The organism is Shewanella sp. SM73, from assembly GCF_025653795.1.
Classification (GTDB): Bacteria; Pseudomonadota; Gammaproteobacteria; order Enterobacterales; family Shewanellaceae; genus Shewanella; species Shewanella oncorhynchi.
In genome coordinates this window covers 17,157-30,035 of the sequence record NZ_JAKKRY010000020.1, presented here as the reverse complement: position 1 = coordinate 30,035, position 12,879 = coordinate 17,157, and the positions used below count along the sequence as shown (strand labels likewise).

The 12,879-nt window shown below is 46.0% G+C and carries 15 protein-coding genes; 7 read left to right on the top strand and 8 right to left on the bottom strand.

The window, feature by feature from the left end:
* Positions 1–24: 24 nt before the first annotated feature.
* Positions 25–1,137 (bottom strand): cell division protein ZapE, encoded by a 1,113-nt coding sequence (gene zapE, locus L5M51_RS20575; protein ID WP_168825494.1) that lies wholly within the window; start codon positions 1,135–1,137, stop codon positions 25–27.
* 412 nt (positions 1,138–1,549) lie between these two features.
* On the opposite strand from zapE, the gene degQ reads away from it, so the two are divergent.
* Together degQ and degS are read left to right on the top strand one after the other, a co-directional pair.
* Positions 1,550–2,902, top strand: a complete 1,353-nt coding sequence (degQ, locus tag L5M51_RS20570; protein WP_173246892.1) for a Do family serine endopeptidase DegQ — start codon at positions 1,550–1,552, stop codon at positions 2,900–2,902.
* A 115-nt stretch (positions 2,903–3,017) separates the two neighbouring features.
* On the top strand, positions 3,018–4,100 hold the full coding sequence (gene degS / locus L5M51_RS20565; RefSeq protein WP_105251400.1) for an outer membrane-stress sensor serine endopeptidase DegS: 1,083 nt from the start codon (positions 3,018–3,020) through the stop codon (positions 4,098–4,100).
* Between the two features lie 98 nt (positions 4,101–4,198).
* Here degS and murA read toward each other — a convergent pair whose 3' ends face one another.
* The 7 genes from murA to mlaF are packed head-to-tail and all read right to left on the bottom strand — an operon-like array spanning position 4,199 to position 8,830.
* Positions 4,199–5,458, bottom strand: coding sequence for a UDP-N-acetylglucosamine 1-carboxyvinyltransferase (gene murA, locus L5M51_RS20560; protein ID WP_105251399.1), 1,260 nt, complete (start codon positions 5,456–5,458; stop codon positions 4,199–4,201).
* A 9-nt stretch (positions 5,459–5,467) separates the two neighbouring features.
* Entirely contained in the window at positions 5,468–5,725 is a 258-nt protein-coding gene (locus L5M51_RS20555; RefSeq protein WP_006086065.1) for a BolA family protein, read from the bottom strand.
* A 19-nt stretch (positions 5,726–5,744) separates the two neighbouring features.
* Positions 5,745–6,029: a lipid asymmetry maintenance protein MlaB gene (locus tag L5M51_RS20550; protein WP_105251398.1), complete on the bottom strand. Its 285-nt coding sequence runs from the start codon at positions 6,027–6,029 to the stop codon at positions 5,745–5,747.
* Positions 6,026–6,688, bottom strand: a complete 663-nt coding sequence (locus L5M51_RS20545; protein WP_105251397.1) for a phospholipid-binding protein MlaC — start codon at positions 6,686–6,688, stop codon at positions 6,026–6,028. The genes L5M51_RS20550 and L5M51_RS20545 overlap by 4 nt, the downstream gene beginning before the upstream one ends.
* Positions 6,689–6,699: 11 nt before the next feature.
* Positions 6,700–7,173 carry an outer membrane lipid asymmetry maintenance protein MlaD gene (mlaD, locus tag L5M51_RS20540; RefSeq protein WP_028759401.1) on the bottom strand — a complete coding sequence of 158 codons (474 nt, stop codon included), beginning with the start codon at positions 7,171–7,173 and terminating at the stop codon, positions 6,700–6,702.
* Positions 7,174–7,229: 56 nt separating this feature from the next.
* Entirely contained in the window at positions 7,230–8,015 is a 786-nt protein-coding gene (mlaE, locus tag L5M51_RS20535) for a lipid asymmetry maintenance ABC transporter permease subunit MlaE (protein ID WP_105251396.1), read from the bottom strand.
* On the bottom strand, positions 8,012–8,830 hold the full coding sequence (gene mlaF / locus L5M51_RS20530; RefSeq protein ID WP_063882287.1) for a phospholipid ABC transporter ATP-binding protein MlaF: 819 nt from the start codon (positions 8,828–8,830) through the stop codon (positions 8,012–8,014). The genes mlaE and mlaF overlap by 4 nt, the downstream gene beginning before the upstream one ends.
* A gap of 643 nt (positions 8,831–9,473) precedes the next feature.
* On the opposite strand from mlaF, the gene L5M51_RS20525 reads away from it, so the two are divergent.
* From L5M51_RS20525 to lptB, 5 genes are read left to right on the top strand one after another with little or no spacing between them, the layout of a single operon-like run.
* Positions 9,474–10,451, top strand: a complete 978-nt coding sequence (locus L5M51_RS20525) for a KpsF/GutQ family sugar-phosphate isomerase (RefSeq protein ID WP_105251395.1) — start codon at positions 9,474–9,476, stop codon at positions 10,449–10,451.
* Positions 10,451–11,002 (top strand): 3-deoxy-manno-octulosonate-8-phosphatase KdsC, encoded by a 552-nt coding sequence (kdsC, locus tag L5M51_RS20520; protein ID WP_263174388.1) that lies wholly within the window; start codon positions 10,451–10,453, stop codon positions 11,000–11,002. The genes L5M51_RS20525 and kdsC overlap by 1 nt, the downstream gene beginning before the upstream one ends.
* A complete protein-coding gene (lptC, locus tag L5M51_RS20515) occupies positions 10,999–11,559 on the top strand; it encodes an LPS export ABC transporter periplasmic protein LptC (protein WP_105251394.1) in 561 nt (186 codons plus the stop codon). Before kdsC ends, lptC begins: the two co-directional genes overlap by 4 nt.
* Entirely contained in the window at positions 11,546–12,100 is a 555-nt protein-coding gene (gene lptA / locus L5M51_RS20510; protein ID WP_105251393.1) for a lipopolysaccharide transport periplasmic protein LptA, read from the top strand. The genes lptC and lptA overlap by 14 nt, the downstream gene beginning before the upstream one ends.
* Positions 12,097–12,828 (top strand): LPS export ABC transporter ATP-binding protein, encoded by a 732-nt coding sequence (lptB, locus tag L5M51_RS20505; RefSeq protein ID WP_105251392.1) that lies wholly within the window; start codon positions 12,097–12,099, stop codon positions 12,826–12,828. Before lptA ends, lptB begins: the two co-directional genes overlap by 4 nt.
* Positions 12,829–12,879 lie beyond the last annotated feature (51 nt).

Genomic DNA, 12,879 nt, shown 5'->3' with positions numbered 1-12,879 from the left:
ATGCAAAACTCTTACACTACTGGGTTACGGCAGGTGTTCGGTTTTTAAATAATCGTGGGATTGCATCTCAATTAAGCGTGAACGGCAACGCCTAAATTCGAAGTTAAGCAAACCATCGGCATAAATATCTTCGAGTGGCACTTGAGCCGATACAATCAGCTTTACATTGCGCTCGTAAAATTCGTCGACCATAGCTAAAAAACGTCTTGCGATGTCATCGCCTGTCAAAAAGGCGCCCATTTGTTCTATGCCACTCACGAGGACAGTGTGATAAATCCGCGCAAGTTCCATGTAATCACGCTGGCTTCGTGGACCATCACAGAGCGCTCTAAAATCGGCCAACAATACGCCCTGCGCCTGCTGCCGAATACTAATACTGCGGCCTTCTATTTCGATGTCACCAGTAAGCACCTCAGACTCAGGCGCTAACTGACTAAAATAACGTATCAGATTGGCATCAGCTTGTGCATCTAACGGATGATGATAAATCTCTGCTTGCTCAAGGGTACGCAATCGATAGTCAATGCCAGAATCCACATTGAGTACTTCACAATGTTGATTAATTAAGGCTATCGCAGGTAAGAAACGTGCGCGCTGTAAGCCATTTTTATATAAGTCGTCGGGGATAATATTCGAAGTTGCAACCAGCACAACGCCTTCTTTAAATAACGCTTGAAACAGCGTACCTAATAGCATGGCATCGGTAATATCAGAGACAAAGAATTCATCGAAACAGATAACGCGATATTTTGCAGCCATCTTTTTCGCAATCACCAACAAAGGATCGCGAACGCCTTTTAACTCATCCAAATCTAAATGCAATTGATGCATAAAGCGGTGGAAGTGAGCCCGCAATTTTTGTTCACCAGGCAAGGCATCAAAAAAGGTATCCATCAGGTAGGTTTTACCGCGCCCAACTCCGCCCCAAAGATACAGGCCTTTAGGTGATGCTGGTGCCGATTTTAAGCCTAATGCGCTAAACAATTTCCCCACAATAGAACTCGGTTCTTCTGCCGTAGTTAAGTCTTCATAGACGCGTTGTAACGCCTTAACGGCAATTTCTTGAGCCGGATCATGGGAAAAACCATCACGAGTAAGATCTTTTTGATAATGCTGCCAAGGGCTTAACTGAGGCACGTTTAAATTCTCTTATGTCCTTTACTAAAACTGTGACGATATTAGCACGGCCAATATGACGCAGGATATATTAATGCAGAATACGACTTTTACCTTAACGCTAAACTGCATACAAACGTCTAATAAGCCTCTATGCTGTAGGTCATTTTAATCGGCAAAATCTGCTGATATTAGGGCTTGAAAAATCCTAATCTCGCCCACAGATTTCTGTTCAGCAACAAGTATGAAACAGCCGACAAAATAGGCTAAAAAAATTAACATTTATTAATATAATGAACTTTTTCAATAAGGTGCGAGTCAGAGTGATTACCTAGGCAAATAGCCGGTACCGATACAGATTTGATCTGGCACTCGCACGATTGCTGATGCATTACATCCAGATCTTTCAACCCTTATTTGGAGTTATGAATAGATGAAAACAAAATTATCTGTACTTTCAGCCGCAATGTTAGCCGCGACCCTGACTATAATGCCTGTCGTCTCACAGGCCGCCATTCCACAGACGGTTGAGGGACAATCCATCCCAAGTCTTGCGCCTATGCTTGAGCGTACGACGCCCGCAGTCGTATCAGTAGCGGTAACGGGGACTCATGTTTCTAAGCAAAGAGTACCTGATGTTTTCCGTTACTTTTTCGGCCCTAATGCGCCACAAGAGCAAGTGCAAGAACGTCCTTTTAGAGGCTTAGGCTCAGGCGTCATTATTGACGCAGAAAAAGGCTATATCGTCACGAACAACCATGTGATTGACGGTGCTGATGATATTCAAGTTGGTCTTCATGACGGCCGTGAAGTAAAAGCAAAACTGATTGGTACTGACTCAGAGTCAGATATCGCATTATTGCAAATTGAAGCGAAAAATCTCGTCGCAATCAAAGCCTCTGATTCCGATGATTTACGCGTAGGTGACTTTGCCGTTGCCATTGGTAACCCCTTCGGTTTAGGTCAAACCGTCACCTCGGGCATTGTTAGTGCTTTAGGCCGTAGCGGCTTAGGCATTGAAATGCTGGAAAACTTTATTCAAACCGATGCCGCGATTAACAGTGGTAACTCGGGTGGCGCACTCGTCAATCTTAACGGCGAGTTAATTGGGATTAACACGGCAATCGTAGCACCGGGTGGCGGTAACGTCGGTATTGGCTTTGCCATCCCTGCTAATATGGTGAAAAACCTCGTGGCACAAATTGCCGAACACGGAGAAGTACGCCGCGGTGTATTAGGTATTTCGGGACGTGATCTCGATAGCCAACTCGCACAAGGTTTCGGTTTAGACACTCAACACGGCGGCTTCGTGAATGAAGTAGCCAAGGGCAGTGCCGCAGAGAAGGCTGGTATAAAAGCAGGTGATATTATCATCAGCGTTGATGGCCGTGGTATTAAGTCATTCCAAGAACTGCGGGCTAAAGTCGCCACTATGGGTGCAGGTGCTAACGTTGAGTTAGGACTCATCCGTGACGGTGATAAGAAAACAGTTAAAGTGACCTTAGGTGAAGCGAGCCAAACCAGTGAAACAGCGGCTGGTGCCGTGCATCCTATGCTGCAAGGTGCGTCCTTAGAAAACTCATCTAAGGGCATTGAAATTACCGATGTCGCACAAGGCTCACCCGCGGCCATGAGTGGCTTATTAAAAGGAGATGTAATTGTCGGTATTAACCGCACTGCGATTAAAGATCTTAAGACACTGAAAGCACAACTTAAAGATCAAGAAGGTGCCGTTGCACTGAAGATAATGCGTGATAAGAGCATGTTATATTTAGTCCTACGTTAATCGACAAAATAGGCCATTTTTTCTGCCATAGATAAGCATAGGGAGCTTAGGTTCCCTATGCTTACATCGATTAAACATGTTAATCTAACTCACCTTTTTCTAGATCCATCCTGCCATGACTATAAAAGACACTCTGTTATATCTCGGTAAAGCCACCCTTTTCGGCCTTATCATGGCGGCCATGTTTTTATTGGTGACACGTTATTTCGATAACCAATCCCTCGGTAGTAGTCTGCTACAAACCCGTGCCAACAACACAGTCGAGCTATCCTTTGCCAAGGCGGTACGCCGTGCAGCTCCTGCCGTTGTGAATATTTATAGCCTCAGCATAGATCAGAACCGCCCACTTAATTCAGGCTCACTTCAAGGTCTAGGTTCTGGGGTGATAATGAGTAAAGAAGGTTATATTCTCACTAATTATCATGTCATTAAGAAAGCCGATGAGATTGTTGTCGCCCTGCAAGATGGACGCAAATTTACCTCTGAAGTGGTTGGCTTCGATCCTGAAACCGATTTATCGGTACTTAAAATTGAAGGCGATAACTTACCGATTGTCCCCGTTAATCTCGACAGTCCGCCTCAAGTCGGTGATGTCGTACTCGCTATTGGTAATCCCTACAATTTAGGCCAGACCATTACCCAAGGCATCATCAGTGCCACGGGGCGTAACGGCTTAAGTTCAGGTTACTTAGACTTCCTACAAACCGATGCAGCGATTAATGCGGGTAACTCGGGTGGCGCACTCATTGACACTAACGGCAGCCTTATCGGTATCAATACCGCAGCATTCCAAGTGGGTGAAGAAGGCGGCGGCCACGGGATTAACTTCGCTATCCCGATTAAATTAGCCCACAGCATTATGGGTAAATTGATTAAAAATGGTCGCGTGATCCGTGGCGCTTTAGGAATTTCTGGCGAGCCGATTAATCCTGTCGTGGCACAAATCCTTAATCTACCCGATCTCAAAGGTGTGCTCGTTACGGGTGTCGATCCTAATGGCCCTGCGGCCCGAGCCCTGCTAATGCCAAGGGATGTGATTATTAAATACGATGGTGAAGATGTGCCAGGCGTTGAAATGCTAATGGACCGCATCGCTGAAACCACACCGGGTAAGAAAGTGATGATGACTGTGATACGCCAAGGTAAACAACAAGAGTTGCCTGTGATTATCGATGAGAAGGTTGTGATCGATAACTAGAGTGTCACTCAGTATTACGCGCTCAAAGGCAGAAAACAAAAAACCAGCTTTTAGCTGGTTTTTTTAATGATTCAAAATTAGCTTAAATCAGTAACAGATCACTGAATACGCACAACCTGTGCGCCTAAACCTTGAAACTTATTCTCAATATGCTCATAGCCACGATCTAAGTGATAGATACGATCGACAATCGTCTTACCATCGGCCACTAAGCCAGCAATCACTAGACTCGCTGACGCACGTAAATCCGTCGCCATGACCTGAGCACCACTTAAAGATTCAATCCCTTGAATGATGCAGGTGTTGCCTTCAAGCTCCATGGTAGCGCCCATACGGATAAGTTCAGGCACATGCATAAAACGATTTTCGAAGATAGTCTCAGTTATGGTTGCCGTACCTTGTGCTAAGGCATTGAGCACACAAAACTGCGCCTGCATATCGGTTGGGAAACCAGGATAAGGTGCCGTCTTGATATTCACCGCCTTCGGACGTTTACCCTGCATATCGAGCTCAATCCAATCTTCGCCCGTAGTAATCGTCGCGCCTGCATCTTCAAGTTTTGCGATAACCGACTCCAGTGAAGCAGGATCGGCTTTTAAACAACGAATACGACCACGGGTCACCGCGGCAGCAACGAGGAAGGAACCGGTTTCGATACGATCTGGCATAACTCGGTAATTGCAGCCCTGTAAACGCTCAACCCCTTGGATACGCAGTGTCGCACTGCCTACACCAGTGATTTTTGCACCCATGGCAATTAAGCAATTAGCGAGATCGATCACTTCAGGTTCACGGGCCGCGTTTTCAATCACGGTTTCGCCATCGGCTAACGCTGCGGCCATCAGTAAGTTTTCGGTCGCACCAACACTCACCATGTCCATAAAGATATGTGCGCCTTTAAGACGACCATCGACACGGGCCTTGATATAACCTTCTTTCACTTCAATCTTGGCGCCCATCATTTCGAGGCCATGTAAGTGCAAGTTCACTGGTCTTGCGCCAATGGCACAGCCGCCAGGCAATGACACGTCAGCCGTACCATAACGAGCCAATAACGGCCCTAAGATCAAGATAGAAGCACGCATGGTTTTCACTAGATCATAGGGAGCGCAAAACTCATTCAGATTAGTGGTAGAAATGCGGATCTGTCCGTCACCGAGTTCAGTCACTTCAGCGCCGAGACAGCGTAATAATTTACAGCTCGTACTCACATCACGCAGATTGGGCACGTTAGAAACCACAAAATCGGTTTCAGCCAATACACCCGCCATCAGAATAGGCAAAGCTGCATTTTTAGCACCTGAAATAATCACATCACCGGCAAGCGGGGGGCTTGCCTGAATTGTTAGTTTATCCACTTTTCCTCACTAGCTAGGCATGTTGAAAACTTTTTCGCGTTTCCATTGAGTCGGCGTGAAAGTTTTGATCGTTAATGCATGTAATTCACCGCTGGCAATGTGTGCCGTCAACGGTGCATAAATGGCTTGTTGCTGTTTGACTCGGCTCATACCATCGAAGCATTCACCTACGGCGATCACTTTATAATGGCTACCATCCGAGCTAGCGTGAACTTCTTCAAGCCCTAACGCATCACGTAAAATCTGTTCGATTAAGCTGCATTCCATGAAATCTATTACCCTATTCTCAATGCGCTTCTTCGGTAAAGAAGGCATCTAAATCATATAAATCAATTAGTTTTTTAAGTTGTGGTGAAGCAGAACTCAATACAAGTTGGCTGCGATGTTCACGCACTAACGCCAGCAAAAATGCCATGCCAGCGCTATCACTGTATTCGAGCCCAGACAGAGACAATATCTGGGTTGACTCATTTAGCAGTTGTTGCCGCTGTGGCCAAAGTGTAATGACATCGGCTTGGGTTATGCGCCCTTTGAGATGACAAACTGTCCCCTGTTGCACAAATTCAATCACGACTGTGACTTCCCAGACTTAGCCTTCATGACCACTTTCTCTTTAGTGCGATCTTCGAGCATCTTAATCACGGGATCGATACCCTGTTGGCGAATTAGATTAGAGATTTCCGACTGCTTAGAAGACAGTAAGCTCACACCTTCGGCAACTAAATCAAATGCCTTCCACGAGTCATCCTTTAAACGGCGCGCCTTAAACAATAGTTTAATCGGTGGGCGACCGGCTTCGATGATCTGCACGTTTACATCGACCATTTTCTCTTTGCTGAAATCAATCCCAGGTGAGAATTCCACTTTTTGATTAGTATATTCAGTAAAGGCTTGAGCATAAGTAGAGATTAAATAACCTTCAAAAGCATTGACGAAACGATTGCGTTGCTCTTCGGTTGAATCCTTAAGATATTGGCCTAATACCTTATAAGAAGCGTATTTATAATCGACATAAGGCATGAGTTCTTCACGAACAATCACCTTTAAATGGTCTGAATTTGCGTCGATTAATGCTTTATCTTTGTGAAAACGATCGAAGGTTTTATTGGCAACGGCTTTCACCATGGCATACGGATCTGTCGTATCGACAACCACATCAGCGGCGACTGCGCTCGTTGCCCCTAAAACCATCACTAACGGCAATAAAAAACGAGATAAGTTTTTAAACATAGCGGTAACCCCTATTTATCCTTCGAACCCATACTATATAAGAACTGACCAATCAGCTCCTCCAACACTAATGCCGAGCGAGTGTCGTCAATCTTATCGCCGTCTTTCAGCATACTGACATCATCGTCGACAAAACCCGGTGTTAACCCTAAGAATTGTTCGCCCAACAAACCCGAAGTCAAAATGGCTAAACTACTGGTTTCAGGGAATTTATCGTAACGCTTGTCCATCACTAATGTGACCACAGCCACTAACTTAACTGGGTCTAAATCTATGCTGCTCACTCGGCCAACGACAACACCGCCAACCTTGACTGGCGAACGCACCTTCAAACCACCAATGTTGGTAAAATTGGCTTGTATGGTATAAGTGCTATCGCTGCTTTTCACTTCAATATTGGCGACGTTAAAGACTAAGACCAAAAAAGCGGCCAATCCTGTTAAAAGAAACACACCCACTAATAATTCAATTTTTCGTGTCAACATGTTCAGCTACCACTCTGTTAATCCATCTAACCTGTGTCGAAATCCGCAGTGTTCCGTTAGCGGCCAAACATCAGGGCTGTCAGTAAAAAATCCAATGCCAATACAGCGAGGCTCGACTGAACGACAGTCTGGGTCGTTGCACGGCTGATGCCTTCCGGATTTGGGATCACTTGATAACCGCGATATAACGCAATCCAAGTGACCACTACGGCAAACACACCACTTTTGATCAAGCAGTTAACTATGTCCTGACGCCATTCGACAGACGCCTGCAGAATCGACCAAAACGCACCACTGTCGATCCCTTTCCATTCCACGCCAACAAGGTGCCCGCCATAAATACCTACAGCGGTAAACATCAACGCCAGCAATGGCATACTGATCACTCCAGCCCAAAAGCGCGGTGCAATAATCTGCCTTAATGGGTCAATAGCCATCATTTCTAAACTGGAAAGCTGCTCAGTACTTTTCATTAAACCAATTTCAGCGGTTAATGCTGAACCCGCCCGTCCCGCAAACAATAACGCGGTAACAACTGGCCCCAACTCACGCAGTAAACTGAGCGCCACCATAGGACCTAAGCTTTCTTCAGTGCCAAAACCAACTAAGATGTTGTAGCCTTGCAGTGCGAGCACCATGCCGATAAAGAGTCCTGAGACTAAAATAATCACCATAGATTGCACACCGACCACATAAATCTGGCGCACTAATAATGGAAAACCTTTACGCACGCGTGGCCAGCGAAAAATCGCGCCCCACAGCATAAGGCCTGCACGGCCAAAGCCGAGCACTAGCTCAATCGCGCTGCGGCCTAAGTCGGCAATACTGTCGATTAACTTCACTTGCCAACTCCTTTTGCCATTAATTCTTGCTGGTAATCATTTGCCGGATAATGGAACGGCACAGGGCCGTCCGGAGCACCTTGAATAAACTGTTTCAGCTGCGGATTATCAGCGTACTTTAATTCTTCAGGGGTACCGTGGGCGATGACTTTTTTGTCAGCCACCACATATACATAATCGGCAATGCCAAGCACTTCATCCACATCGTGGGACACTACAATTGAAGTCAGATTCAGCGCATCGGATAACTCACGAATAAGCTTTACTAACACGCCCATCGATATTGGGTCTTGCCCTGCAAAAGGCTCATCGTACATCACCATTTCAGGTTCAAGCGCTATGGCTCTAGCCAATGCGGCGCGGCGTTGCATACCACCGGATAACTCGCTTGGCATCATCTGAGCTGCACCACGTAAACCTACGGCTTCAAGCTTCATCAGCACGATAGTGCGAATAATGTCTTCAGGCAGTCCAGAATGTTCACGCAGTGCAAACGCCACGTTATCGAACACATTAATGTCGGTAAACAGCGCGCCACTTTGAAACAGCATGCTCATCCGCTTACGCAGACTAAATAATTCATTGCGACTCACGCCATGGATATCGTGACCGTCGAATAAAACTTGTCCATGGTCAGGCGTTAATTGGCCGCCAATCAATTTCAACAGGGTCGTTTTGCCTATGCCGCTCGGCCCCATGATCGCCGTCACCTTGCCCCTTGGAATGGACAGGCTAATATCTTCATATATCACACGCTGACCGCGGCTAAACCCCAAATTACGGATCTCAACCAACGGCGTTTGTTCTTGAGTCATGCTTGATTCCGACATTTGCAAATGAGGTGATCCTAGTCTTCCTAGACTGACCAATCGAAGAGCCGCAAATTGTACGTAATTGCGCTTTAACCTACAACCGAATCGACACTATCGCCCTGCGATACTTTCAATTTGCCTCATTTACAGCGAAAATGCGCCCTAAGTTTTCACTCTGCACAGGTAAAATGTTACTTAATGTTTTCAACCTAGTTGCAGAATTGGCAGTATTGGCTAATTCGTTCGCACTTAGCTCACTCTTCGCCCACTTTTATCGGGGAGAGTCGATACGCAATTGCGCAATAGAGGCATCCTATAGGGTAATACCCGCTGCGATATGGGATAAATCCATTGAAATAAACGACAAAGACGATGATATTGCTCAAGACCTTCTGCCGCTAAACACGTTATTGTGCATGAATAGCTAACGCAGCTGAACTTGACGAGTCGGATCAATCGCTCTAGCCTGCCGCAATTGTTTTGCTGTTTTCGGTAATTAACCACAGCAATACATAAGCTAAATTGTCTGAAAACAAACTAATACTTGGCAGAAAGCCTATTACATATCATCTTTATCGCGTACCAAATTGTGCTATTCCAATCCCATCAATGGGGCGACAAAGACAATGCAAAAAGAGAGATAGACATGGTAGACAAATCACAACTGCGCCAATGGGGTTGTAAAGTTATCGACATTGAAAAGTCAGCCCTAGACAATCTTTATCAATATGTTGATTCGGCTGAATTTGCAGAAGCTTGCGAGTTGATCCTCAACTGCACAGGCAAAGTGATTGTCATGGGAATGGGCAAATCGGGCCATATCGGCAATAAGATTTCTGCCACCCTCGCCAGCACAGGAACGCCCGCATTTTTTGTGCATCCGGGTGAAGCCAGCCACGGCGATCTGGGTGTATTGGCCGATAACGATGTGATTTTAGCGATTTCAAATTCTGGTGAGTCGAGTGAAATCCTCACCTTAATGCCGGTCATCCAACGTATGGGCGTGCCTGTTATTGCGGTAACGGGTAAACCCGAATCGAATATGGCGCGATTATCTAAAGTGCATTTATGTATCGAAGTCCCAGAAGAGGCTTGCCCACTTGGACTTGCCCCAACGTCGAGCACTACCGCGACCTTAGTGATGGGCGATGCCATCGCCATTGCGCTGCTGCAAGCAAAAGGCTTTACCCGTGATGATTTTGCTATGTCCCATCCCGGCGGTGCATTAGGACGTAAGTTGCTGTTAAAAGTCAGTGATGTGATGCACAGCGGTGATGACTTACCGCTCGTCAACCACGATATTTGCATCACAGAAGCCCTGTACGAAATCTCCAAGAAAGGCTTAGGCATGACGGCGATTATCGATGATCAGCGCAAGCTGGTTGGTATCTTCACCGACGGTGATTTACGCCGCGTTATCGATGCCGAAGTGAATTTACGCACGACGCCCATTGCCGATGTGATGACCCGTAACTGCGTCACGATCACGGATAATGTATTGGCCGCCCAAGCGCTGCAAGTGATGGACTCAAAAAACATCAACGGATTAATTGTTATCGATAAAGATCGCCATCCTATCGGCGCTCTTAACATGCTAGACATGGTTAAAGCAGGAGTCATTTAATGCCACAGCAAGGATTTTACGGCCCAATCAGTGATGATGTGTGGCAACGCGCGCAAAAGATTAAACTGTTGATTTGTGACGTCGATGGGGTGTTTTCCGACGGCCATATTTACTTGAGCAATAGCGGCGAAGAGCTCAAAGCCTTCCATACCCGTGACGGTTATGGCGTGCGCTCACTCCTCACCAGCGGTTTCAACCTCGCCGTGATCACAGGACGTCAATCCAAAATCGTTGAAAACCGTATGACAGCCCTTGGTGTTACCCATATTTACCAAGGCGTAGACAATAAGTTCGAGCCCTATGAAGCATTGCTCGCACTTTATGGTGTCACCCCAGAAGAAGTGGCTTATATCGGTGATGATATTGTCGATCTCCCCGTGATGAATGTCGTCGGTTTAGCGGTCAGTGTTGCTGACGGCCACCCCTATGTACGCCAACACGCCCATTTTGTGACTACGCTCAATGGTGGCCACGGTGCACTGCGTGAACTCACAGATCTGTTACTCCTAAGTCAAAATAAATTCACTTCGGCCCATGGAATGAGTATATGAGTCGTGTGACACTCGCAATTATCGCTTTTTTTGGAACTGCACTAGCGCTTTACTGGCAGGTCCAGAACAAACACAGCGGTGATTCCGATAACAGAGTAAAAGATCAAAATACCCCAGATTTCATCGTTGAAGATCTGCGCAGTGTTGAGTTCAATGAGCAAGGACTAGTGAATAGCCGTGTGACGGCGAAACACATGGAACATTATGATTCAACGAATCAAACTTTCTTTACTCAACCTGTTTATCTTGTTTATCCAGACCAAGGTAAAGCACAATGGCAGCTCAGGGCAGATCAGGGCAAGCTAAACAAGGAAACTGGCAAGGTTGTATTAGAAAATAATGTTATTATCGATGCCATTAGCCCAGAAGAACCGATTCAGACCTTGTCCACCAGTTATCTGGAACTCGATCTCAACACTATGATAATGACCTCTGACCGTACCATTTACGTCACAGGGAAAGATTTTAATATTCAAGGCCAAGGCCTTTATGCCGACCTCAACGCGCAAGAAGTGCAATTGACCAGTCAGGTAGTAGGAACATATGAAGCAAAATAACGTATTACTTGCCAGCCTAATGCTAATTATGAGCATGAGTGCTTTCGCGAAAGTCGGCGACTTAAAGCAAGAAGTCAAAATTAAAGCTGTGAGCCAAACTGCGGATATCAAAAACAACCAGATCATCTTCTTTGGTCCGGTGGAAGTTACCCAAGGCTCAATAAAAATCCAAGCAAATGAACTGCGTGCATTTTCCGCTGAAGGTGAAAATAGCAAAACTTTGGTCGCCACAGGCAACCCTGCTACGTATAGCCAGATATTAGACGATGGCCGTCCTGCATCGGCTAGCGCGAAAGAAATTCGTTACGATATGGCAAGCCGCACCTTAACGCTGAAAGGTATGGCGTCATTAGATCAAGCGGGTAGCCAAGTTACAGGCAATTTAATCCGCTATAACATGATTCAACAGAAATTGATGGCCGAGAGTACTGGCAGTGGTGACGATCGCGTGATCACTATTATTCAGCCTGAAAACTATCAAGATGATGCTAAATCAGACGCTCCGGCGGATAAACCTGTAAAAAAGCAGGACTCTAAATGACCCAAATCACCTTAAGAGCACAAAATCTGGCGAAAAGTTACAAGAGTCGCCAAGTGGTTAAAGACGTCAGTCTGACGGTAAAAACCGGTCAAGTCGTTGGCCTACTCGGTCCAAACGGTGCAGGTAAAACCACGACCTTTTACATGGTTGTCGGGCTAGTGAAGAGCGATAAGGGACATATCTTTATCGACGATGATGATTTAACCGCAGATCCTATGCATCTGCGTGCCCGCAAAGGCATAGGTTACTTACCGCAGGAAGCCAGTATCTTTCGTAAGCTAACTGTTCATGACAACATCATGGCCGTACTGCAAACTCGTAAAGAACTTAAAAACGAAGAACGAGAAGAAGAACTAGAACATCTGCTCGAAGAGTTTCATATCACCCACATCCGTGACAGCCAAGGCATGTCATTGTCGGGTGGCGAACGTCGTCGCGTCGAAATTGCGCGGGCTTTAGCCGCTAATCCTAAGTTCATTTTGCTCGATGAACCGTTTGCCGGCGTCGATCCTATTTCGGTTATCGACATCAAGAAGATTATCGAACAACTCAAAAGTCGCGGCCTTGGCGTACTGATCACAGACCATAATGTCCGCGAGACATTAGATGTATGTGAACATGCTTATATTGTGAGTCACGGAAACCTGATTGCCGAAGGAACTCCAGCAGAGATCTTAGACAATCAGCAAGTTAGGGCTGTGTACTTAGGTGAACAATTCAGGCTATAGTTAATCGAGCGAAGCCAATGGAGGCAATTTATACCGCCATTGGGCTTCACT

Bases quoted from the DNA above. Each gene is read 5' to 3' on its own strand.
- L5M51_RS20525 (WP_105251395.1), top strand. From the start codon at position 9,474: ATGGTAGACAAATCACAACTGCGCCAATGGGGTTGTAAAGTTATCGAC.
- L5M51_RS20555 (WP_006086065.1), bottom strand. From the start codon at position 5,725: ATGGAATGCAGCTTAATCGAACAGATTTTACGTGATGCGTTAGGGCTT.
- lptA (WP_105251393.1), top strand. From the start codon at position 11,546: ATGAAGCAAAATAACGTATTACTTGCCAGCCTAATGCTAATTATGAGC.
- lptC (WP_105251394.1), top strand. From the start codon at position 10,999: ATGAGTCGTGTGACACTCGCAATTATCGCTTTTTTTGGAACTGCACTA.
- kdsC (WP_263174388.1), top strand. From the start codon at position 10,451: ATGCCACAGCAAGGATTTTACGGCCCAATCAGTGATGATGTGTGGCAA.
- degQ (WP_173246892.1), top strand. From the start codon at position 1,550: ATGAAAACAAAATTATCTGTACTTTCAGCCGCAATGTTAGCCGCGACC.
- mlaF (WP_063882287.1), bottom strand. From the start codon at position 8,830: ATGACTCAAGAACAAACGCCGTTGGTTGAGATCCGTAATTTGGGGTTT.
- lptB (WP_105251392.1), top strand. From the start codon at position 12,097: ATGACCCAAATCACCTTAAGAGCACAAAATCTGGCGAAAAGTTACAAG.
- L5M51_RS20545 (WP_105251397.1), bottom strand. From the start codon at position 6,688: ATGTTTAAAAACTTATCTCGTTTTTTATTGCCGTTAGTGATGGTTTTA.
- mlaD (WP_028759401.1), bottom strand. From the start codon at position 7,173: ATGTTGACACGAAAAATTGAATTATTAGTGGGTGTGTTTCTTTTAACA.
- degS (WP_105251400.1), top strand. From the start codon at position 3,018: ATGACTATAAAAGACACTCTGTTATATCTCGGTAAAGCCACCCTTTTC.